Below are 21,705 nucleotides of genomic sequence, written 5' to 3' on the forward strand. Positions count from 1 at the left end.
TCCACGTGCAACATCCCGGACATCTGCGCCCAGGAGGCTGCTGACATGGCGATCGTGCTCGGCCCCAACCAGTACGGGAAGGCGGAGGTCCGCGTCGTCGCGGTCGACCGGAGCTCCCCCCGGCACACGCTGGTCGACCTCAATGTCAGCTCCAGCCTGCGCGGGGACTTCGCGGCCGCGCACACCGCCGGCGACAACGGCCACGTGCTGACGACCGACGCGCAGAAGAACACCGTCTTCGCGTTCGCCCGCGACGGCGTGGGGACGCCCGAGGAGTTCGGACTGCGGCTGGCCCGGCACTTCGCCGGCTCCTACGACTGGATCACCGGCGCCCGGGTGGCCGTGGAGTCCTACGGCTGGGAGCGGATCTCCGTCGGCGGCACGGAGCACGACCACTCCTTCCGCAAGGCCGGCGCCGAGGTCCGGACCGCCGTGGTCACGGTGGACGGCGCCGACGCGCACGTGCTGGCCGGGATCGGCGATCTCGTCGTCCTCAAGACCACGGGCTCGGAGTTCTGGGGCTTTCCGCGCGACCGGTACACCACGCTGGCCGAGACGCACGACCGGATCCTGGCCACCGCGGTGACCGCCCGGTGGCGCTACCTGGGCACCGACGTCGACTTCGACGCCGCGTTCACCGCTGTCCGGACGGCGCTGCTGGAGACGTTCGCGACGACGCACTCCCTGGCGCTGCAGCAGTCCCTGTACGCCATGGGCGAGGCCGTGCTGGAGCGGTGCCCGGACGTGGCGGAGATCCGGATGTCGATGCCGAACAGGCACCACTTCCTGCAGGACCTGTCCGCGTACGGACTGGACAACCCGGACGTCGTCTACCACGCCGACGACCGGCCCTACGGGCTGATCGAGGGCGCCGTGCTGCGGGACGACGTCCCGCCGGCCGAGGTCGCGTGGCTGGGGACGCCCGGCTTCTGCTGAGCTCAGCCTGCCTCGACACCGATGCCGCCGAGCAGGACGTCGGCGTAGATCCGCAGATCGGCCGAGTGCTCGTCGTGCGTGCGCGCCACGACGCCGTCCCCGCCCATGCCCCCGACGCCGCGGAACCGCCACCACACCCGCCAGTCGGCCGGCACCCGCACCGCGACGCCGCCCATCAGCACGCGCAGGGTGAGGTCGATGCCGTCGGCCGGCTGCGGGATCCCGGTCAGATCGATCTCGGCGCCGGACATCGCCAGGTCGACGCGCAGCCGGGAGAGCGCCGGGTTGCGCGGGTGCAGCTCCAGCCCGTAGTGGGTCAGCACCCGCCGGATGCTGGTCGAGGACTCGTCGCCCTCGTTCTTCCGCCAGGCCGTCAGCCGGCCGGCGGCCGCTACCACCGCCTGGAAGGCGAACCAGCCGACCAGCCACGGCCGGAGCTTCCGGAGCACGGATCCGAGCGAGCGCGTCATGGTGCCGAGACTGCCCCGCCCCGGCCGCCTCTGCCCAGTGCGAACGCGCTGCACCGTCCAGCCGGGTGATGAGCAGTCGTCGCGACACCTGCCCGACACGCCGTCACATGCGTCAGGAACTCAGCACCCGGCCGGGAACGGAAAGCGGCGGCGGTGGGAAGCCCCCCACCGCCGCCGTCCCCTCGAGGCCGCTCCGATAGCGCGTCAGTACCGGAACTTCGCGACCGAGCTGTGGAGCGAGGTGGCCATGCGGGCCACCTCGTCGATGGCGGCCTGCGCGTCGTTCATCGCGCTGGTCGTGGAGCTGGTGGCCGCCGCGACCGCGTCGATGTTCTCCGCGATCTGGCTGGCCGAGTGCGCCGCCTCGGCGACGTTGCGGTTCATCTCCGTCGTCGTGGCGGTCTGCTCCTCGACGGCGGCGGCGATGGTGCTCTGGGAGTCGTTGATCAGACCGATGATCGAGGAGATCTCACCGATGGCGCGCACCGCGCCCTGGGTGTCGTTCTGGATCGCCTCGACCCGCTTGGAGATGTCCTCGGTCGCCTTCGCGGTCTCCTGGGCCAGCTCCTTGACCTCATTGGCGACGACGGCGAACCCCTTGCCGGCCTCGCCCGCCCGGGCCGCCTCGATCGTCGCGTTCAGCGCGAGCAGGTTGGTCTGCTCGGCGATGCTCGTGATGACCTTGACGACGCTGGCGATCTCCAGCGACGACTCGCCCAGTTTGGCCACGGTCGCGGTGGTCGCGTCGGCGGCGGTGACCGCCTGCCCCGCCACACGGGAGACCTCGGAGGCGTTCTGGGCGATCTCCCGGATGGAGGCCCCCATCTGCTCGGAGCCCGCCGACACGGTCTGCACGTTGCTCGACACCTGGACGGCGGCGCTGGCGACGACGCTGCTCTGCACCGACGACTCGTCGGCGAGCCGGGCCATGTCCTGGGCGCTCGCGGACAGCTGTTCGGTCGCCGAGGCGAGGGTGGTGGAGCTGTCACCGATCGCCGTCATGACCGTGCGCATGTTCGTCATGGAGGACTCGAGCGAGGCGGCCATCCGCCCGACCTCGTCCCTGCTCTGGACCCCGGCCGTGCCGGTCAGGTCGCCGTCGGCCAGACCGTCGAGGACGGCGGCGACCCGGCGGATCGGGCGGACGACCGAGCGGGTGATGACCCAGCCGAGGAGGCAGAGCAGCACCATGCCGGCGGCGGCGACGGCGAGTGCGAGGGTCATGGCGGTGCCACGCTGGGCCTCCGAGTGCGCGGCGGCCTCCTCGCCGAAGGCGGCGACGGCGTCGCCCAGCTTGGGCAGCTCGTCCTCGAGGACGGCGAAGTCGGAGGCGAACTGCGGATAGGCCTCGTTCGCCCGGGCGGCGTTGACCCCGGCGGTGGTCACGATGTCCTGAGCCGTGGCGAGGTAGGCCTCGACCGCCGGTGTCACCTCCGCCACCGCGGCGTCGACCTCGGGGCTCAGGTCGTCGGCGACGACCTCAGCGAGGATCGTGCGGAAGAACTCGTCGTGCTCGGCCAGATCGGCCTGGGCGCCCGCGTAGAGCGGGCCCTGCCCTCCACTGACCAGCGCCTGGAGGACGTCGCCCCGGACGGCGTCGTGCATCATGTCGGCGAGCAGCACGTCCTCCGTGCCCTCGGAGCTGGCGAGGAGTTCGTCGGCCGTCTCACCGGTGCCTTGGAGCGCCTGCACGGTGATGACGGTGAAGACCGACAGCGAGACGGCGCCGACCCCGACGAGGGCGGACAGCTTGACGCCCAGCGGGCGGTCGGACCAGACGTTGCTCGACATGCGAGTGCTCCAGAACCGGGAGGCCGGCGGTGACGACTGTCACCGCTGACCGGACTTACGGCCGGAAGGTGGAGCGACTACAGCGGAAAATTCTTGAAGGTTGAGTCTCTTCCGTTCCGGTGACCGAGACGCCGAGGCGAGGGCGAGCCTCAGCGGCGCGTGGAGACCGTGACCGTGAACTTCGGGCTCTGGTCCGCGACGCGGGTGGGCCCCACCAGCCGGGTCAGCGTCGGCTTGTAGCGCAGCGCGCTGTTGTAGACGGTCCAGAACTCCCCGCCCGGGCGCAGCACCCGGCCGGCGGCGGCGAACAGCCGGTCGGCCGCGGTGGTGACCACGGCCGCGCCGACGTGGAACGGCGGGTTGCAGACGACGAGGTCGACGCTGCCGTCCGGTACGGACGCGGCCGCGTCGTCCCGCAGCACCGTGATCCGGTCCGTCAGGCCGTTCGCGGCCACGGTCGCCTCGGCCGACGCGACGGCCGCGGCCGACTGGTCGGCGGCGAGCACGGTCAGGTCCGGCCGGCTGCGAGCCAGGGCCACCGCCAGCACGCCGGTGCCGCAGCCGAGGTCCAACGCCGTGGGAACCGGCGCCATCCGGTCGAGCGAGCCCAGCAGGGTCCGCGTGCCGATGTCGATCTTCGTGCCGGCGAACGCCGCGCCGTGCGCGCAGACGGTCAGCCCGAGGTCGGCATGCCGCTGCCGTCGCGGGAAGGTCGGGGGTGCCGGCTCCGGCCCGCGGGCGACCAGCACGCGCGACTTCTGCCGGGCCAGGGTGGCCGAGACGTCGGCGAAGGACGCCCGCAGGACGTCGTTCATCCCGTGCGTCATGTGCTTGACCCGGCCGCCCACCAGCACGGTGACGTCGGGCGCGGCGGAGGCGGCGACGACCTCGGCGATCTCGCGCAGCGCATCCAGGGCCTTGGGCGCCTGGATCAGCACCACGCGCGCGCCCCGGACCAGCTCCGGTCCGAGCGCGAGCGACCGGTACGTGCCGGCCAGCCCGGTGCGCTCGGCGTTGCGGGCCAGCGCCAGTTCCCCGACCAGGAGGTCCTGGGACACCCGCACGTCGGACGCACCGTGCAGGGCCACCGCCCCGAGGGTCAACGCCCCGTAGCCGTCGTCGACGACGGCGACCTCACCGGGCCCGCACAGCGCCAGGGCGGCCGCCGCCTCGTCGAGCAGCAGCCGGTCGGTCGCATCGACGGCGACCAGCTCCGGCGCCTCGACGTCCGGCGCCCTCCGGATGAGCCCGAAGAAGTCGGTTGTGTCCTTCACGTCCGGCCATCGTTCAGGGGCCCGCGCCGAGCCTGCGAGGCGTGGGGGGAACGGTGGTCCTCTGTCACACTCCCGGCAGGCCGACCGGGCAGGAGACGCCCGTCGAGTGCACGGGGCAGTAGCCGTTCGGCACCTTGTAGAGGTACTGCTGGTGGTAGTCCTCGGCGTAGAAGAACTGGCCCAGCGGAGCGATCTCGGTGGTGATGTCGCCGTAGCCGGCCGCCGTGAGCCGCTCCTGGTAGGCGTCCCCCGTGGCCCGGGCGGCCTTCTCCTGCTCGGGCGAGGAGTAGTAGATCGCCGAGCGGTACTGGGTGCCGATGTCGTTGCCCTGCCGCATGCCCTGCGTCGGGTCGTGGTCCTCCCAGAACACCTTCAGCAGCTGCTCGTAGGAGATGACCGCCGGGTCGAAGACGACCAGGACGGCCTCGGTGTGCCCGGTGCGCGCCGAGCAGACCTCCTCGTACGTCGGGTTGGGGGTGTAGCCACCGGCGTAGCCAGCCGCGGTGGAGTAGATGCCGGGGGTCTCCCAGAAGACCTTCTCCACGCCCCAGAAGCAGCCGGCGCCGAAGACGGCGGTCTGCAAGCCCTCGGGGAACGGCGGCTGGATGCGGTTGCCGTTGACGGCGTGGACCTCGGGCACGTGCGGCAGCGGGTCGGGGCGGCCGGGCAGCGCGTCCTCAGCGGTGACCGCCTGCGTCTTGAAGCGGGAGAACAACATGCTCCGAGCGTAGGCCGGGGCCGCAACCCGCCCGGCACCCGCGAGGCGAGCGGAGCAGGATCGGGAGCATGACCCTGAGGACCCGCGAATGGCAGCTGGCGGCCCGTCCGCACGGCGAGCCCACCCCCGAGGACTTCCGGCTCGTCGAGCAGGAGCGTCCCGACCCGGTCGAGGGGCAGATCGTGGTCCGGATGCTCGCGATGTCGGTCGACCCGTACATGCGCGGGCGGATGAACGCGGGGAAGTCCTACGCGACGGCCTGGGAGGTCGGCGAGACCATGAAGGGCGGCGCCGTCGGCCGGGTGGTCGACTCGCGCTCCCCCGCCGTCCCCGAGGGCTCCCTGGTGCTGGCCGACGCCGCCTGGCGCGACGTCGCCGTTCTCGACGCCCGGCACGTCCGCGTGCTCCCGGAACTGCCCGGCATCCCGCCCAGCTACCACCTCGGCGTGCTGGGGATGCCCGGGCTGACCGCCTGGGTCGGCCTCTTCCGGCTGGCGGCGTTCCGAGAGGGCGACGCGGTCTTCGTCTCCGGTGCCGCGGGAGCCGTCGGCAGCCTGGTGGGGCAGTTCGCCCGCCTGAACGGCGCGTCGGCGGTGATCGGCAGCGCCGGGACGCCGGACAAGGTGCGGTGGCTGACCGAGGAGCTCGGCTTCACGACGGCCTTCGACTACCACGACGGGCCGGTGTCGGAGCAGCTCGCGGCCGCGGCGCCGGGCGGCATCGACGTCTTCTTCGACAACGTCGGCGGTGAGCACCTGGAGGCCGCCATCGGCGCCTTCAAGGAGTTCGGCCGGGCCGCCCTGTGCGGGGCGATCTCGGGCTACAACGCCGTCGAGCCGCAGCCCGGTCCGCGCAACATGTTCATGCTCGTGACGAAGAAGCTGAGCCTGCGCGGCTTCATCGTCGGCGACCACGCGGACATGCGCGACGACTTCGTCGCGAAGGTGACCCAGCTGGTGACCTCCGGCGACCTCGTCGTCCGGGAGACCGTCCGGGAGGGTCTGGACGACGCCGTTCCGGCCTTCCTCGACCTCCTCCGGGGCGGCAACACCGGGAAGATGGTGGTGCGTCTCTCCGCCGGCGAGGGCTGAGAAGGGGTTCCCGATCGCGATCGCCGGGCAGAGGCTTGTCCATGTGGCTCTTCTTCACCCGCCGGCTGCGCCTGTGGCTGATCCTGACCGTGCTCGTCCCGCTCACGACCGGCGTGCTGCGGAAGGTGGGACGCAGACTCGAGCGACGCAACGGCCCGACGTCGCTCAGCCGCGCACTGCTCCGTGCCGGCGACTTCGGTGACCGCGCCCGGGCCACGCTCCGCGGCGGACGACGGGCTGCCTGAGGACGGCGTGCGGGAACCCGTCCTCGAGACGCGAACCGCGCCCGGGCAGACGCGGGCGGTCGCCCTGTTCTGCCACGGCGGGACGGTCGCGAACCTCGAGCCGCCGCGGGAGCGGGCCCTGTCGCTGGTCCGCATGCGCGCGATCGAGCAGTTCGTCGCCGACACCGCGGGCGGCTCGGGCGTGACCACGTCCCTGGTGCGCTATCGCGTGGCCGGCTGGAACGGGTCGGCCGCCGACGCCTGGGCCGACGTCCGGTGGAGCCTGGACCGCATCCGCGCCGACCACGGCCGCGACGTGCCGATCGTCCTGGTGGGCCACTCCATGGGCGGCCGCGCCGTCCTGCGGGCCGGTGGCGAGGACCAGGTCGCCGCGGTGTGCGCGCTCGCTCCGTGGACGCCGCCGGACGAGCCGGTCGAGCACCTGCGGGACCGCACGGTCGTGATCGTCCATGGCCGGGGCGACCGCTGGGTGCCCGCCGCGCTGTCCGAGCACTTCGCCGGCCGGGCGCAGCGGGCCGGGGCCCGGGTCGCCCGGTTCACCGTCGCCGGTGGGCACAGCATGCTGCGCCGCGCGCACCTCTGGCACACCTTCGTACGGGACGTCGTCCTCGCGGGGGCCGGCCTGGAGCCGATGCGGCCGGACGTCGCCGGCGCCCTGCGCAGCGCCGACGCCGGGTCGCTCGCCCTGTCGCTGTAGCGCTCAGGAGAACAGGGCGCTGTACCCGTTGAGTGCGGGCTGACCGCCGAGGTGGGCGTACAGGACCGTGGCGGACCGGTCGATCTCCCCGCGGCCGACCAGGTCGATGGTCGCCGCCATCGACTTCCCCTCGTAGACGGGGTCGGTGACCATGCCCTCGGTCCGCGCCGCGGTCTCCATGGCCCGGATGGTCGTCTCGTCCGGGATCCCGTAGATGCCGGCGTGGTAGCGCTCGTCGAGCTCCACCTCGTCGGCCCGCAGTTCCCGCGCCAGCCCGATGGCGTCCGCCGTCCGCCGGGCGATCCGGAGGATCTGCTCGCGGGTCTCCGCCGGCTTCGCCGAGGCGTCGACGCCGAGCACCCGGCGCGGCCGGCCGCCCGCGTCGGCCAGCTGGGCGAACCCGGCGACCATCCCGGCCTGCGTGGAGCCGGTCACCGAGCAGACGACGACGGTGTCGAAGAAGACGCCCAGCTCCGCTTCCTGGGCGGCGACCTCGTGCGCCCAGTTGGCGAAGCCGAGACCGCCGAGCGGGTGGTCCGACGCCCCCGCGGGGATCGCGTAGGGCCTTCCGCCCCGCTCCTCGATCTCGGCCAGCGCCTGTTCCCAGCTCTCCTTGACGCCGATGCCGAACCCGGCCTTCACCAGGCGGACGTCGGCGCCGGCGAGCCGGCTGATCAGGATGTTGCCGACCTTGTCGTAGACGGCGTCGGGCCAGTCGACCCAGCTCTCCTGGACGAGCACGCACTTCAGGCCGACGCGGGCGGCCACGGCGGCGACCTGGCGGGTGTGGTTGCTCTGGACGCCGCCGATCGAGACGAGCGTGTCGCACCCCTGCGCCAGCGCGTCGGCCACGAGGTACTCGAGCTTGCGGGTCTTGTTGCCGCCGAAGGCGATCCCGGAGTTCACGTCCTCCCGCTTCGCCCAGACCGCTGCTCCGCCCAGGTGCTCGGTGAGCCGGTCCAGGCGGTGCACCGGCGAGGGGCCGAAGAGCAGCGGATAGCGGGGGAAGTCACTCAGCATCGCGGGGCTCCTCGGTCAGCTCGGACAGCAGCGCCGTCCAAATCTCGGTGGTGGTGGCGACGGCGGTGTCGGCGTCGGACGCCGCGCAGGCGGCGATGAGGCGCTCGTGCAGCTCGACCGACCCCTCGCCGTGGGCGGCGGTGAAGCGCCGGCGCTCCAGGCGGCGGATCGCCGGGGTGAACCGGTCCACGGTGGCAAGGACCGCGGAGTTGCCGCAGCGCGCCAGGAGCACGCCGTGCAGGTCGTCGTCGGCGTCCATCGCGGCGTCCAGGTCACCGGCCCGCACGGCGGCGGCGAAGCGCTCGTTCGCCGCTCTCATCGCCGCGACGTCCCGGTCGGTCAGCCGGGCGACCGCGTCGCGCGCGGCGAGCTCGTGCATCGCCCGGACCACGACGGCGGCGTCCCGGATCCGGCTGGGAACCAGCGCGGTGACGCGGGTGCGGCTCTGCGGCTTGCTCTCGACCAGACCCTCGTCGGCGAGGCGGGCCAGCGCCGCCCGCACCGGTGCCACGGAGAGCCCCAGTTGCGCGGCGAGGTCGGCGTCCTTGATCACCGCGCCCGGCTCGAGATGCCCGGTGACGATGGCCTCGCGGATCCGGTCCAGGGCCACGTCGCGCAGCAGAACGCGACCGACGGTCGCGAGGGCGGCTGGCACAACTGACATTTCAGATGTCAGTAGGGCCGATGTCAAGAGGCAGGGACGCCGAGCGCCTCGTCCGGCCGGGACGGCGACCCTAGCGTCGGGCCGTGATCGACCGGACGACCGAGCCGACCGATGCGGCGGCACACGTCGCCCACCGCCTGGCCGTGGAGACCGACATCAGCGACGTGCATGCCGCCCTCGAGAGCGGAGCCCCCGGCTTCGTCCTGCTCGACAGCCGCAGCGCCGAGGCCTGGGAGCAGGGGCACGTGCCGGGCGCGGTGCACCTGCCGGGTCGCGACATCGGGGCGCGCGCGACCGGAGAGCCGGACCGGTCCGTCCCGGTCGTCAGCCATGACACCGTCGCCCTCCGGGCGACACCGCGACCACGAGCCATGCCTCGGCTGCGCTGAGCACCCGTGGCGGCCGGCTGCGGGTGCTGAGCCAGGATGCACCCATGGCCCGGCTGCGAGCGACGACGCTCACCGCGCTCGTCCTCGCCATGACGTCCGGCGGCTGCGGGGCGCAGGACGGGGCCGGGGAGCCGTTGCCGGACGGGCAGCGGTCGGCGGGATGTCCCGGGACGCCGCCCGGGGGCCGGACCGACGTGGACGACGGCACCGGCGGGCAGCTGGTGCCGACGGCGTCGGACCCGGTCCTGCTCACGCTGTGCGTCTACGGCCTGGTTCCGGTCTCGCCGCCGCCGGGCAGCGGTCCCAACAGCACCCCGGAGCCGCCCGCGACTCGGACCTGGGCGGGCGCCGACCTGCACGCCGCCGTCGACGAGCTCAACGGCCTGCCCGTCTTCAGCGACTCGACGGACCATGTCTGCAACGCGGCGATCTGGCCGGGCTACGTGCTCGTCCTCGACCACGCTGACGGCACGACCACCACCCTGACCGTGGACCGTTCGTGCGCACTGGTCTCCGACGGGGACGGCGCCGTGCGGCTGGGCCTGCCGAGCATGGTCGCCGCCGCCCCCTAGCCGGTCAGGACCCGGCCGACCCCGGCTCGGTCATCGGCCGCTTCATCGCGGTGGCGACGTTCGCCGGGGTGATCGCGGACAGCCGGCCCATCGCCTTGCTGGCGAGCGAGCCGGCGAACACCGACGCCTCACCCTTCATCAGGCCCGCGAAACCCTGTCGGGCGACCAGGGCCGGGTCGTCCTTCTTGTCCGAGGCACCGAGCTTGGTGTCGGTCATCTCCGCCCGGTCGAAGAACTCGGTGTCGGTCGGGCCGGGGAGCAGCGCCGTGACGCTGACCCCGCTGTCCTTGAGCTCCTCGCGCAGCGCCATCGCGAACGACTGGACGAACGCCTTCGACGCGCCGTAGACCGCCTGGAAGGGCTCGGGCGCCTGCGAGGCCACCGACGAGGTGAAGAGGATGCGGCCCTCGCCGCGGGCGACCATGGCATGGACGACCCGCTTGGCCAGGTGCACCGTCGATGCACAGTTGAGTTCCACGATGCCGAGTTCCGCCTCCAGGTCGGTCTCGGCGAAGCGGCCGCCGTGGCCGACGCCGGCGTTGAGCGCGGCGGCGTCCAGCGGCCGGCCGGAGCCGTCGACGGCGGCGGCCAGTCGCTCGACGTCGTCCCGCTTCGTCAGGTCGACGCTCACCGGTGCCACGGTGGCCCCCATGCCGCGCAGCTCCTCGACGGCGTCGTCGAGCTCGACGTCCTCCGCCGCGACGATCAGGTCGAAGCCGTTCTCGGCGAACTGCTTGGCGAGCTCGCGCCCGATGCCGCTGGAGGCACCGGTGACGAGGGCGAGCGGGCGGGCGACGGGCAGGGACATCGGGGCCTCCTGGCGATCGGGGTCACCACGTCCTGCCCCGCCGACGCCGGGGGTAACCGAGGTGCCATTTCCGGGGAGATGGCACCTCGGGGGCGGGTCAGGCGGGGACGGAGACGCCCACGCCGCCGCGGGTCTGCGCGCCGTAGCGCGCGATCTCGCGGTCGAGGTCCAGCGGGGCTGTGATCGCCGCGCCCTCGGTGACCTCCGGGGTGATCAGGTCGGCGGGCAGCAGCCAGGAGACCTCGAACTCGAGACCGTCGGGGTCCTGGGCGTAGAGCGCCTTGGTCGTCGCGTGGTCGGAGGCGCCGACGAGGGCGCCGGCCTGCAGGAGCGCGTCCCGGATGCGGGCGAGCTCGGCGAGCGTGTCGACCTCCCAGGCCAGGTGGTACAGGCCCACGGTGCGCCGCCCGGCCTCCGACGGTCCTGCGCCGGCGCCGATCTGGAACAGCCCGAGGTCGTGGTCGTTCGTGGAGCCCTCCGCCTGCAGGAACACCGCGGCACCGGGGATCTCCATCTTCGTCCGGAACCCGAGGACGTCGCGGTAGAAGGCGGAACTCCGCTCGACGTCGCGTACGTAGAGGACGGCGTGGTTCAGGCGCTGGACGGGCATGGCGGGCTCCTCGGGCGGGACGGTGCGTTCAGTGTCCCCCAAGTTGGATGAACTCTCAAGTATTCCGACCCCCTCCCCGGTGAACCGGGCCAGTGAGGGCTAGGGTCGTGGCCACAACAGAAGAAACCGACAGGGGAGCGCTTCGGCGCTGAGAGTGCGGGACACCGCAGACCCTCGAACCTGATCCGGGTCATGCCGGCGCAGGGAGTCTGGAGGAGACATGGCCGAGTCGGCCGTCAGTCCGTCGTCCGAGTCCGACGTTGCGCGCAGCACGCGCTGGCGCACCGTCGACATCGTCGTCACCGCCGTGCTCGGCGTCGCGTTCGGCATCGTGTTCTGGGCCTGGGGCCTGCTGTGGGCCGGCCTCGACGCCGCGTTCACGGCGTTCCCGCCCGGTCAGGCCGTCATGTACGGCGTCTGGCTGCTGCCCGCGGTGCTCGCGCCGCTGATCGTCCGCAAGCCGGGCGCCGCGCTGTTCGCCGAGCTCGTCGCCGCCACCGTGTCGGCGCTGCTCGGTTCCTCGTGGGGCACGCTGGTGATCGTCTACGGCCTGCTGCAGGGCCTGGCCGGCGAGGTGGGGTTCGCGGCGTTCCGCTACCGCCGCTTCGGCTGGCCGCAGGCGCTGCTGGCCGCGGCGTGCGCCGGCGCGATGGCCGCCGTCCTGGACCTCGTCAACTACTACCCGGACTGGGCGGGTGGCTGGAAGACGACGTACGTGGTGCTGGTCGTCGTCAGCACCGCGGTCGTCGCCGGCATCGGCGGGACGGCGCTGGCGCGGGCGCTGCGCGCCAGCGGGGCCCTGTCGTCGTTCGCGCCCGGTCGCACCCGGGTCTGACCACGGCCGCCGAACCGGCGGGCCGCGGCCCGGCGGCGGTGCGGCTGGCGGGCTGGGGGTTCCGGCACGCCAGCCGCCACGCCTGGGCGCTGCGGGACGTCGACCTGGACGTGACGCCGGGTGAACGGGTGCTGCTCACCGGCGCATCCGGCTCCGGCAAGTCCACCCTCCTGCACGCGCTGGCCGGACTGCTCGGGCCGGACGCCGGGGAGCACACCGGCGCCGCGTCGGTCGACGGCCGCCCGCCGGGGCCGGCCCGCACCCGAACCGGGATCGTCTTCCAGGACCCCGACTCGCAGCTGGTGATGACGCGGGCCGGAGACGACGTGGCCTTCGGGCTGGAGAACACCGGCACGCCCCGGCAGGCCATCTGGCCCGCCGTCGACCGGGCGCTGGCCGACGTCGGCTTCCCGTACGGACGGGGCCACGCCACCGCGGCGCTCTCCGGTGGGCAGAAGCAGCGGCTCGTGCTCGCGGGAGCGCTCGCCCCCCGCCCCGGGCTGCTGCTCCTCGACGAGCCGACGGCCCAGCTCGACCCCGACGGGGGGACGCTCGTGGCCGAGGCCGTCACCCGCGCGGTCGCCGACCGGTCGACGACGTTGCTCGTCGTCGACCACGACGCCGCGCGCTGGCTGCCGCTGGTCGACCGCGTCGTCGAACTGCTCCCGGACGGCGGCACGCTCGAGCACGGGCGCGGTTGGTCACCGCCGCCGCTGCGCATGCCCGTGCGCCGGATCCATCCGGCCGGCGAGCTGCTGCTCTGCGCCGAGGCGGCCGGCTTCACCCACCGCGGCAGTGCAGCCCCCGCCCTGCCGCCCACGGACGTCACCCTGTCCGCGGGCCGCACGCTGGCGGTCGTCGGCGCGAACGGCACCGGGAAGTCGACGCTGGCCCTCCTGCTCGCCGGCCTGCGCGGGCCGACGACCGGGCGGGTCACGGCTGCACCTCCGCTCACCACCGGTCTGCGCCGCCCCGACGGGCCGCCGCACCGGTGGCCCGCCGCTGATCTCGTCCGCCGCATCGGGGCGGTCTTCCAGAACCCGGAGCACCAGTTCCTGACCGGCCGGGTGCGCGACGAGCTGGCCCTCGGCCCGCTGCGCGCCGGGTCGGCGGGCGCCGACGCGCACCGGCTGGCCGACCAGCTGCTCGAGCGGCTCGGGCTGTCGGCGCTCGCGGAGGCCAACCCGTTCACGCTCTCGGGCGGCCAGCAGCGGCGGCTCTCGGTGGCCACCGCGCTGGCCACGCGGCCGGGGGTCGTCGTCCTGGACGAGCCGACGTTCGGGCAGGACCGCGAGACCTGGGCCGAGCTCGTGGCCCTGCTCGCCGAACAGCAGGACGAGGGCCGGGCGCTCGTGCTCGTCACCCACGACGCGGCCGTCGTCACCGCCCTCGCCGATGAGGTGCTGGAGCTCCGGACGACCGGCGAGCCGGTGGCGGCATGACGCTCCCCCTGTCCCTCGGGCCGGTCCGGCCGGTGCCGCTGTCGGCCATCAACCCGGTGGCCCAGCTCGGGGCGATCGCCGTCCTCCTGCCCGTCCTGCTGATCAGCGGCGACGTGGTGACCCCGTCTGTCGTGCTGGCCGCCGAGGCGTGCCTGCTGCCCGCGGCCGGCCTGGCCGCACCCCGGGCGCTGCTGGCCCGCACATGGCCGCTGCTGCTCGGCGCCGCCGGCGTGGCCTGGGTGAACGTGCTGTTCGGCGACGAGGACGGGGGCGGCTGGCCGTCGGCGCTGGGGCTGGCGGTCCGGGTCCTCGCGCTCGCGCTGCCGGGCGTGCTGCTGGTCGCGTCCACCGATCCGGTCCGGCTCGCCGACGCCCTGACCCTGCACTGGCGGGTCTCGACCCGCTTCGCCTACGGCGCCCTCGCTGCGCTGCGCCTCGTCCCCCTGCTGGCCACCGAGTGGCAGACGATCCGGCTCGCCCGGCGGGCCCGGGGCGTGGACGCCGGCCGGAACCCCGTGGCCCAGCTGCGGCTGTTCGCCGGGACGGCGTTCGCGCTCCTGGTCGGCGCCATCCGGCGCGGCTCGCGGCTGGCCGCCGCCATGGACGCCCGCGGGTTCGACTCCGGGATCCCCCGGACCAACGCCCGTGGCTCGTCCCTGCGGCCGAGGGACTACGCCTTCGTGCTCGCTGCCGCGGTGGTCTGCGCCGCCGCGGTCACGCTCAGCGCCCTGACCGGCGTCTGGTCACCGGTCTTCGGGAACTGACCGCGCTCACACCGCCGGCGGGCGCTGCTCCGCCACGGCGTCGGCGACCACCACCTCTGCGGGCGATGCCGGCAGACCGCTGCGCGTCGGGCGACCGGGCAGGACCAGATTGAGGACGACGGCAACGACGGCAGCGACCACGATCCCCGAGTCGAAGAGGGCACCCCATTCTCCGGTCACGCGGTCGACGGCGTCCGGCGCCGCGGCGATCCCCCGCCCGAGCCCCACCGACAGCGCGACGATCAGCAGCGCCCGCGTGTCCAGTCCGTCCTTGGACAGCAGTTGGATGCCGATCGCGCAGACCATGCCGAAGAGGACCAGGACGCCGCCGCCGAGGACCGCCGGCGGGATCGCCGCCAGCACGGCGGCGACCTGGGGCAGCAGCGAGAGGCCGATCAGCACCAGGGCGCCGATGGTCACGACGTGCCGGCTCATCTGCTTGGTGAGCGCCACCAGCCCGATGTTCTGGCTGAACATCGTGGTCGGCAGTGCGCCGAAGACTCCGCCGAGGACGGCGCTGCCCCCCTCGGCGAGGATCCCGCCCCGCAGCTCTCGCGTGGTCGCGGGCCGGGCTGCGCCGCCTTCGGTGACCGCGTGCACGGTGCCGACCGAGTCGACCATGTTGACCACGCCGACCACGGCCATGGAGAGCACGGCGACAAGGGGGAAGGAGAGGCCGAACTCGAACGGCGCGGGTACCGCCACCAGAGGTCGGTCACCGACCCCCGAGAGGTCGAGCAGACCGAGGGGGATCGACACGAGGTACCCGACGACGACCGCGATCAGCACCGCCGCGCTGCACAGCAGGCCCCGGCAGAACTGGTTGAGCACGACGGTGAGCACCAGCACCAGGCCCGCGACAGCGAAGTTGACCGGGGCGCCGAAGTCCGGCGATCCGAGGCCGCCGGCGGCGAGGTTGACGCCGCTCGGGAGCAGGCCGAGGCCGATCACCAGGATGATCGTGCCCGTCACCACCGGCGGGAAGAGGAACGCGATCTTGTGGATCCCGAGGGCGATGGCCACCTGCACCCCCGCGGTGACGAGCACGCCGCCCAGGACGGCCGACAGCCCGAAGTCCTCGGCGAGGGGTACCGCGACGGCGATGAAGGCGAATCCGGCCCCCATCATGAGCGGGAGCCTGCTGCCCACCGGTCCGATGCCGACCGTCTGCAGCAGCGTCGCCAGGCCGGCGCAGAGCAGGGCCGCCTGGACCAGGAGTGTCGCCTCGCCGGTCGTCGCCCCGATGACGCCGGCCAGCAGGATCGCCGGCGTCAGGTTCGACGTGAACATGGCCAGCACGTGCTGGAGCCCCAGCGGCACGGCCACCCCCCAGGGTGGGCGGGCATCCGGGTCCGCACGGTCGTAGGACGCCGCCGTCGTCGCGGTCGTCTTCTCGGAAGTGGCCACCGGATCCCCCTGTTCGCCGTGCGCTTCCTCCGAGCGTCGCCAGCCGGTGTTCCCGACCGGTTACGGGGCGGTTGAGTTCTCGCGGAGCCGCTACGGTCCGGACGTGGCGAAGACGACGGGGCCGCCGACGACGTACGTCGCCCTGCTGCGCGGGATCAACCTCGGCAAGGCGCGCCAGGTCGCGATGCCGCGGCTGACGGAGCTCCTCACCGCGCGCGGGTACGCCGACGTCCGCACCCACCTGCGCAGCGGCAACGTCGTCCTCACCAGCCGTGTCGGGGAGGCGGAGCTGGCGGCGGACCTGTCGGCGGCGATCGAGGAGGAGTTCGGCTTCGCGGTCCCGGTCGTGGTCCGGACCGGGGCGGAGATGGGCGCCGTCGTGGCGGGTGACCCCTTCGCCACCGAGGCCACCGACCCCGCGCGCTACCTCGTCACCTTCCTGCCGGAGCCGCCCGATCCCGCCCGCGTCGACGCGCTGCCCAAGGCCGGGGGAGGCGGGGACTACCTGGTCCGTGGTCGCGAGCTGTACCTGTGGCTGCCCGACGGGATCCAGAACACGCCGCTGGCCTCCTGGAAGTGGGACACGCTGATCGGGGTCCCCGGCACGGCACGGAACTGGAACACCGTCCGGAAGCTCGCCGAACTGAGCGCCTGACCTCCCCCCGCGGGAGTGACCCGCGTCGCACTGAGGTTTGGGAGCACCCGCCGCGGCCCATACGCAGTTGTTCGGCCTGCACCGATCAGGGGCCGCGAACCGAGCAAGGGGTACAGCGCGTGACAGGGCAGGCGGCCGGGCCCGTGTGGCCGTCTGCGGCTCCTCCGCCGGCCGCCCCCGTGCTCACCTGGAGCCTGGAGGACGTCGCCGAGCTGCCCCGCGTCCGTGCGGACCTGCGGCGCCACGCGGGGGCGGCGACCCGACCCGACCTGCGCGACCAGCTGATCCTCGCGCTCGACGAGATGGCCTCGAACGCCCTGCGCCACGGCCGGGGCGGGGTCCAGGCCACCGTCCGCGAGACGCCCGACGCGTACCTGATCGAGGTCTCCGACCAGGCTCCTGCGTACCCGCCGTCGCCGGCGATCGGCCGCGACCCCAGCGAGGGCGGCCTCGGTCTGTACCTCATCGCCGAGATGGCCAGCCAGCACGGCTGGTACGTGAGCCACGGCCACAAGTACGTCTGGGCCCTGCTGCCCCGCTGAAGGCAGCTCAGCCCCCGTGCGGGGGCGGGTCGACCAGGTCCGGCACGCGCTCGGGACCCGCCTCCGCCGGCCGCGGGCGGTCCTCCCGGTGCAGGCGGACCGCCACCAGGGCCACGTCGTCCTGCAGGCCCTCGGGCCGAAGCCGCTCGATCACCTCGTCGCAGAGCACCGAGAGGGGCTCGCCGGCCAGCTCCGCCAGCGCCTCGCGCAGCCGGGCGATGCCCTCGTCCAGGGGCAGGTCGCGGCCCTCGACCAGCCCGTCGGTGTAGAGGAGGAGCGTGGCCCCGCGCTGCACGGTGACCACGGCATCGGTGCGGCGCGTGTGCGGGTCGACGCCGAGCATCAGCTCCGCCCGCGCCGGCGCGAGCTCCTCGATCCGGCCGTCGACGTGCAGGAGGAGCGGCGGCGGATGCCCGGCATTGGACCAGCGCAGCCGGGTCAGCCCGGCGTCGCGCTCCTCCGGCGTCTGCTCCACCCGCGCGATCGCCGCCGTGGCCATCGTGCCCATGCCCAGCCCCTGGATGGCGGCGTCGAGCTGGGTGAGGACGGCGGCCGGCCCCGGGCCCTCCCGGTAGGCGATCCCCCGCAGCATCCCGCGCAACTGGCCCATCGCGGCCGCCGCCTCGGTGTCGTGCCCGACGACGTCGCCGATGACCACCATCGTCGCGCCGGACGGCTGGAGGAACGCGTCGTACCAGTCCCCGCCGACCTCCGCCGCCCGCATGGCCGGCCGGTAGCGCACCACGATCTCGGCGTGGTCGGGCTCGGGCGGCGCGGTGAGCAGGCTGCGCTGGAGCCCTTCGGCCAGCCGCCGCTGCTGCTCGTAGAGCCGCGAGTTGTCCAGCGCCATCGCGACGCGGTCGGCCACCTCGCGCGCGGTGGCGACGTCGTCGTCGTCCGCCGGCGGACGCCCGGCCGACCGGTAGATGCTCAGCGCCCCGACGGTGCGGCCGCGCGCCTGCAACGAGAGCGCGACGGCGGTCTGCGGGGCGAGCTGGGCGAAGACGTCGCGCACCTCTCCGGGTGGCAGGGTGCGCCCGACCGCCGCAGCGACGTCGGGCACCAGCATCGGCTGACCGGAGCGGAGCGCCTCCACGATCGGGGCGGTCGACTGCAGGGCGCCCAGCCGCAGCTCCGAGTACCGCGCCGCCAGGTCGCGGCGCTGCGGGTCGCGGTGCCAGCTCGCCACGTCGTGCAACTGGCCGTCCTCACCGACGAGGCTGGCGATCACCCAGTCGCCGAGCACGGGGACGACCGACCGCGCCAGGCGCTGCACCGCGACCTCCTCGCCACCGGGCTCGGTGAGCGCGTCCGACACCGCCGACGCCACCTCGGCGATGAGCGAGAGCCGCGCGGTCGCCCGGCGCGCGCTCTCCTCGGCCGCCCGTCGCTCGGTCACGTCCAGGAAGTAGACGGAGAGCCCGTCGGGGCTCGGTGAGGCCCGCACCTCGTACCAGGCCTCGAACGGCGGGTAGTAGGACTCGAAGACCCGCTCCTGGCCGGTCTCGACGGCGCCCCGGTAGTTCTCCCCGAAGGCGCTGCCGTCCGTGCCCGGGAACGCCTCCCAGATCGTGACCCCCAGCAACTCCACACGGGTGCGGGCGAGCACCCGTTCGGCCTCGGCGTTCACGTAGGTGAAGCGGAACTGCCGGTCGAGGGAGAAGAAGGCCGCGTTCATCGCCTCCAGGACGCGGGCCACGCGGGCGTCGCCGTGCCGCTGCCCCGTGGTGTCGTATGCGGCGCCGACGAGCCGCAACGCCGAGCCGTCGTCGCCGGCCAGTGCCCTCCCCCGGGCCTGCACCCACCGCGTCTCGCCGGTCGGGAGGGCCACGCGGAACTCCGCCTCGTACTCGCCGCAACCGTCGATCGCCGACTTCAGCGCCGCCGTCGTGCGGTCGAGATCGGCGGGGTGGATGCGGTCGCGGAAGGCCTCGATGGTCTCGTCGAAGGTGTCCCGCGAGTAGCCGAACATCTGCACGAGGCGGTCGTCCCAGACCAGCCGCCGGGTCCGCAGGTCCCAGTCGAAGCTGCCGATCTGCGCCGCGTCGATGGCCAGCTCGAACCGCAGCCGGTGCGCCTCGAACTCCTGCGCCAGCGCGGCGAGCTCCAGCTCGCTCATCACGGCGCCCGCGAGCTGCCGGAGGAGCGCCACGTCGTTGTCGCTCCATGCCCGGGCACTGCGGCTGGAGGCGAAGAGCACGCCGATGGGCGAGCCGTCGACCACCACGAGCGGGATGCCCAGATAGGCCCCGATGGTGCCGTTCCCGACGTACGGGAGCGCCGCGAACCGCGCGTCGCGGCGGGTGTCCGGCACGACCAGCGGCCGTTCCGAGGCGAACGACACGGCGGTCAGCGAGTCGGCGAGCGGCACCTGCCGGCCGAGGCTTCCCGCGGGCAGGCCGGTTCCCGCCACCACCGTCACGACGTCGCCGACGAGGGCCACCGCCGCCATGTCCGCACCGACCAGCCGCGCCGCGATCCCGGTCAGCCGCTGCAGTCCCTCCGACCCCAGGGCCGTGGACTCGAGTCGCCGGACCGCGGCCAGGTGCCTGGCCGACGGCGCTGACGGCGTCTCGGCGGCGTTCACGACCGGTTCCTTCCACGCGAGGGGGATCGGCACACGCCGCGGGCCATCACCCTATGTCCCCCCAGCGGCGAAGGCTCCGGCCGCCGACTCAGCGGCCTGCGGCGTAGCCCTGCATGCCGCGGGCGTCGGCCGCCGCACGGAGGATCCCGGTCCGGGGGTCGCGGCTGACCGCCGACAGCCGTCCCAGCGTCCACGGACCGGAGACGGTGACGTCGTGGCCGCGCCCGCGCAGGCCCGCGACCACGTCGTCCCCGATGCGGGACTCGACCACGACCTCGCCGGACGTCATGTCCCGGGGGAAGAAGGACGACGGGAAGGCCGTGGTGTGCCAGGCCGGCGCGTCGATGGCCGCCTGCAGGTCGAGCCCGTCGACGGCGTGGGCGAGCCAGAAGCACAGCTGCCACTGCTCCTGCTGGTCGCCGCCCGGCGTGCCGAAGGCCAGGACGGGCTCGTCGTCGCGCAGGGCCAGCGAAGGCGTGAGGGTGGTGCGGGGCCGCTTGCCGGGGGCCAGCGAGTTGGGCAGGCCGCGCTCCAGCCAGAACATCTGCGCCCGGGTCCCGAGCGGGAACCCGAGCTCGGGGACGACCGGCGAGCTCTGCAACCAGCCGCCGGAGGGAGTGGCGGAGACCAGGTTGCCCCAGCGGTCGACGACGTCCACGTGGCAGGTGTCGCCGCGCGTCGTGCCGCTGCGGCTGATCGTCGGCTCCCCGGTGCCGGGGCCGGCGGGGTGGTGCGGGGCGCCTTCCCGGCTCAGCAGGGAAGGAAGCCGAGGCGGGCGCCCACCCGGGGAACCCGGCCGCAGGGCTCTGCTGGCCGTGCTCCCGATGAGCGCCCGCCTCTCGGTGGCGTACGTGGACGAGAGGAGATCGTCCACCGGGACGTCGTCGACGTCCCCGTACCAGGCTTCGCGGTCGGCCATCGCCAGCTTGACCGCCTCGACGCTCGCGTGGACCCGGTCGGTCCCGGCCGGTGGGACGTCGTCCAGCATCGCCAGCGCCTGGAGCAGCGCCGGTCCCTGGGACCACGGCCCGGCCTTCGCGAGCGTCCACCCCTGCCGGTCGAGGGTGACCGGCGGCTCGTACGTCGGCGTCCAGCCGGCCAGATCGTCGCCGGTCAGAAATCCGGGATGGGCACGACCGGAGTCGTCCTGCACCGGATACCGGGAGAATCTGTCGATCGCCTCTGCGACGAATCCTTGTGACCAGGCAGCCATCGCCGCATCGATCTGCGCCTCCCGGGAGGGTCCGCGCGCTGCTGAGAGCAGTCGGCGGTAGGTCGAGGCGAGAACCGAATTGCGGAACAGTCTGCCGGCGTCCGGAGGGGCACCGTCGGAGGTGAGCCAGGTGGCGGCCGAGGTAGGCCAGGAGGTGCGGAAGTGCTCGGAGACCGAGGCCACGGTCGCGGTCACCCGGGGAAGGAGAGGGTGACCGGTCCCGGCGTACTCGATGGCGTAGCGGAGGACGGCGTCCAACGGCTGGGTGCCGTGGTCGCGCAGCAGCGTCAGCCAGGCGCAGACGGCGCCCGGAACGGTGGCGGCAAGGAGGCCCGTGCCGGGGACGAGGTCGAGACCCAGTTGCTCGAAGGCCTCGATCGTCGCGCCGGCGGGGGCGATCCCCTGACCGGACAGGAGAACGGGTCGCCCCGCGTCCGGGTCACTCCCGCCCCTCGCGAAGAGGATGGGGACCTCGCCTCCGGGACCGTTGAGGTGCGGCTCGACGACCTGGAGGGTGAAACCGGCGGCGACGGCCGCGTCGAAGGCGTTGCCCCCTGCTTCGAGGACGGCCATTCCCGCTGCTGAGGCCAGCCAGTGGGTTGAGGCGACCATTCCGAACGTGCCGGCGAGCTCGGGCCGGGTGGTGAACACCCGGCCACAGTAGGTGCGGGTGGAACGACCCGCGTCGCGGCGGGAACCGCCGCACCGCGGGGAATGAGGGCCGCAGCGGGGGAAGGCGCCGCGGGCCGGATCGTGGGGGTGCTGGGCATCTCGCGCAGCACCACGGGCGGGTCGACGTCGCGCGCCGCGGTCGGCCGGGCCGGCGGGACGGGCCGGGGGCGGCCCCAGGCGAGGTACTCGCCCTGGGAGCCGGAACCCCACAGCGCCAGCCGGCGGACCAGCCCGCGCAGCGCGGGGGGACGCCGGTCCTTCGCGGGCGAGGGGCGCCAGGCGCAGAACTCCCCGTTCGTCCCC

At 73.9% G+C, this 21,705-nt stretch carries 23 protein-coding genes and 1 riboswitch; of the genes, 12 read left to right on the plus strand and 11 right to left on the minus strand.

Annotated elements, in window-relative coordinates; genetic code table 11:
- The first annotated feature begins 45 nt into the window (after positions 1-45).
- Positions 46-936 carry a factor-independent urate hydroxylase gene (gene pucL, locus E4P40_RS08005; RefSeq protein WP_135158244.1) on the plus strand — a complete coding sequence of 297 codons (891 nt, stop codon included), beginning with the start codon at positions 46-48 and terminating at the stop codon, positions 934-936.
- A gap of 2 nt (positions 937-938) precedes the next feature.
- Here the strand turns inward: pucL and E4P40_RS08010 are convergent, their stop codons facing one another.
- The 4 genes from E4P40_RS08010 to msrA form a co-directional block, all read right to left on the minus strand.
- A complete protein-coding gene (locus E4P40_RS08010; RefSeq protein ID WP_135158243.1) occupies positions 939-1,406 on the minus strand; it encodes a hypothetical protein in 468 nt (155 codons plus the stop codon).
- Positions 1,407-1,610: 204 nt separating this feature from the next.
- Positions 1,611-3,197: a methyl-accepting chemotaxis protein gene (locus tag E4P40_RS08015; protein WP_135158242.1), complete on the minus strand. Its 1,587-nt coding sequence runs from the start codon at positions 3,195-3,197 to the stop codon at positions 1,611-1,613.
- A 149-nt stretch (positions 3,198-3,346) separates the two neighbouring features.
- Positions 3,347-4,471, minus strand: coding sequence for a methyltransferase (locus E4P40_RS08020; protein ID WP_135158241.1), 1,125 nt, complete (start codon positions 4,469-4,471; stop codon positions 3,347-3,349).
- A gap of 64 nt (positions 4,472-4,535) precedes the next feature.
- Entirely contained in the window at positions 4,536-5,189 is a 654-nt protein-coding gene (gene msrA / locus E4P40_RS08025; RefSeq protein WP_135158240.1) for a peptide-methionine (S)-S-oxide reductase MsrA, read from the minus strand.
- A gap of 68 nt (positions 5,190-5,257) precedes the next feature.
- Between msrA and E4P40_RS08030 the strand changes: the two genes are divergently transcribed.
- From E4P40_RS08030 to E4P40_RS08040, 3 genes are read left to right on the plus strand one after another with little or no spacing between them, the layout of a single operon-like run.
- Positions 5,258-6,280 (plus strand): NADP-dependent oxidoreductase, encoded by a 1,023-nt coding sequence (locus tag E4P40_RS08030; RefSeq protein WP_209305224.1) that lies wholly within the window; start codon positions 5,258-5,260, stop codon positions 6,278-6,280.
- Between the two features lie 41 nt (positions 6,281-6,321).
- Entirely contained in the window at positions 6,322-6,525 is a 204-nt protein-coding gene (locus E4P40_RS08035) for a hypothetical protein (protein WP_135158239.1), read from the plus strand.
- A 7-nt stretch (positions 6,526-6,532) separates the two neighbouring features.
- Positions 6,533-7,222 carry an alpha/beta hydrolase gene (locus E4P40_RS08040; RefSeq protein WP_135158238.1) on the plus strand — a complete coding sequence of 230 codons (690 nt, stop codon included), beginning with the start codon at positions 6,533-6,535 and terminating at the stop codon, positions 7,220-7,222.
- Positions 7,223-7,225: 3 nt separating this feature from the next.
- Here the strand turns inward: E4P40_RS08040 and E4P40_RS08045 are convergent, their stop codons facing one another.
- The gene (locus tag E4P40_RS08045) at positions 7,226-8,242 is read right to left on the minus strand and encodes a 1-aminocyclopropane-1-carboxylate deaminase (protein ID WP_135158237.1); all 1,017 of its coding nucleotides are present in this window, start codon (positions 8,240-8,242) and stop codon (positions 7,226-7,228) included.
- Positions 8,232-8,897 carry a GntR family transcriptional regulator gene (locus tag E4P40_RS08050; RefSeq protein ID WP_245160204.1) on the minus strand — a complete coding sequence of 222 codons (666 nt, stop codon included), beginning with the start codon at positions 8,895-8,897 and terminating at the stop codon, positions 8,232-8,234. Before E4P40_RS08050 ends, E4P40_RS08045 begins: the two co-directional genes overlap by 11 nt.
- A 92-nt stretch (positions 8,898-8,989) precedes the next feature.
- Here E4P40_RS08050 and E4P40_RS08055 point away from each other — a divergent pair, with 92 nt between their 5' ends.
- Together E4P40_RS08055 and E4P40_RS08060 are read left to right on the plus strand one after the other, a co-directional pair.
- Entirely contained in the window at positions 8,990-9,295 is a 306-nt protein-coding gene (locus E4P40_RS08055; RefSeq protein WP_135158235.1) for a rhodanese-like domain-containing protein, read from the plus strand.
- A 44-nt stretch (positions 9,296-9,339) separates the two neighbouring features.
- Positions 9,340-9,867: a hypothetical protein gene (locus tag E4P40_RS08060; protein ID WP_135158234.1), complete on the plus strand. Its 528-nt coding sequence runs from the start codon at positions 9,340-9,342 to the stop codon at positions 9,865-9,867.
- A gap of 4 nt (positions 9,868-9,871) precedes the next feature.
- On the opposite strand, the gene E4P40_RS08065 is transcribed toward E4P40_RS08060, so the two are convergent.
- Positions 9,872-10,675, minus strand: a complete 804-nt coding sequence (locus E4P40_RS08065; RefSeq protein WP_135158233.1) for an SDR family NAD(P)-dependent oxidoreductase — start codon at positions 10,673-10,675, stop codon at positions 9,872-9,874.
- A 97-nt stretch (positions 10,676-10,772) separates the two neighbouring features.
- Positions 10,773-11,285: a VOC family protein gene (locus tag E4P40_RS08070; protein WP_135158232.1), complete on the minus strand. Its 513-nt coding sequence runs from the start codon at positions 11,283-11,285 to the stop codon at positions 10,773-10,775.
- A 121-nt stretch (positions 11,286-11,406) separates the two neighbouring features.
- Positions 11,407-11,509, plus strand: a riboswitch (TPP riboswitch).
- Here E4P40_RS08070 and E4P40_RS08075 point away from each other — a divergent pair.
- The 3 genes from E4P40_RS08075 to E4P40_RS08085 all read left to right on the plus strand — a co-directional run bounded on the left by E4P40_RS08075 (position 11,506) and on the right by E4P40_RS08085 (position 14,326).
- Positions 11,506-12,120, plus strand: coding sequence for an ECF transporter S component (locus tag E4P40_RS08075; RefSeq protein ID WP_135158231.1), 615 nt, complete (start codon positions 11,506-11,508; stop codon positions 12,118-12,120). It overlaps the preceding riboswitch by 4 nt.
- Before the next feature lie 38 nt (positions 12,121-12,158).
- Positions 12,159-13,562, plus strand: coding sequence for an ABC transporter ATP-binding protein (locus E4P40_RS08080; RefSeq protein ID WP_245160203.1), 1,404 nt, complete (start codon positions 12,159-12,161; stop codon positions 13,560-13,562).
- Entirely contained in the window at positions 13,559-14,326 is a 768-nt protein-coding gene (locus E4P40_RS08085) for an energy-coupling factor transporter transmembrane component T (protein WP_135158230.1), read from the plus strand. Before E4P40_RS08080 ends, E4P40_RS08085 begins: the two co-directional genes overlap by 4 nt.
- A gap of 6 nt (positions 14,327-14,332) precedes the next feature.
- Here the strand turns inward: E4P40_RS08085 and E4P40_RS08090 are convergent, their stop codons facing one another.
- Positions 14,333-15,733, minus strand: coding sequence for a solute carrier family 23 protein (locus E4P40_RS08090; protein ID WP_135158229.1), 1,401 nt, complete (start codon positions 15,731-15,733; stop codon positions 14,333-14,335).
- Positions 15,734-15,836: 103 nt separating this feature from the next.
- Between E4P40_RS08090 and E4P40_RS08095 the strand changes: the two genes are divergently transcribed.
- A complete protein-coding gene (locus tag E4P40_RS08095; RefSeq protein WP_245160202.1) occupies positions 15,837-16,388 on the plus strand; it encodes a DUF1697 domain-containing protein in 552 nt (183 codons plus the stop codon).
- A gap of 119 nt (positions 16,389-16,507) precedes the next feature.
- A complete protein-coding gene (locus E4P40_RS08100) occupies positions 16,508-16,930 on the plus strand; it encodes an ATP-binding protein (protein WP_135158228.1) in 423 nt (140 codons plus the stop codon).
- Positions 16,931-16,937: 7 nt separating this feature from the next.
- Here the strand turns inward: E4P40_RS08100 and E4P40_RS08105 are convergent, their stop codons facing one another.
- On the minus strand, positions 16,938-19,517 hold the full coding sequence (locus E4P40_RS08105) for a SpoIIE family protein phosphatase (protein ID WP_245160201.1): 2,580 nt from the start codon (positions 19,515-19,517) through the stop codon (positions 16,938-16,940).
- 88 nt (positions 19,518-19,605) lie between these two features.
- Positions 19,606-21,381 (minus strand): gamma-glutamyltransferase, encoded by a 1,776-nt coding sequence (locus E4P40_RS08110; RefSeq protein ID WP_135158227.1) that lies wholly within the window; start codon positions 21,379-21,381, stop codon positions 19,606-19,608.
- 63 nt (positions 21,382-21,444) lie between these two features.
- Between E4P40_RS08110 and E4P40_RS28500 the strand changes: the two genes are divergently transcribed.
- On the plus strand, positions 21,445-21,705 hold a 261-nt coding region (locus tag E4P40_RS28500), incomplete at its 3' end, for a hypothetical protein (RefSeq protein WP_209305223.1).

The sequence above is a fragment of the Blastococcus sp. CT_GayMR20 genome (assembly GCF_004570345.1).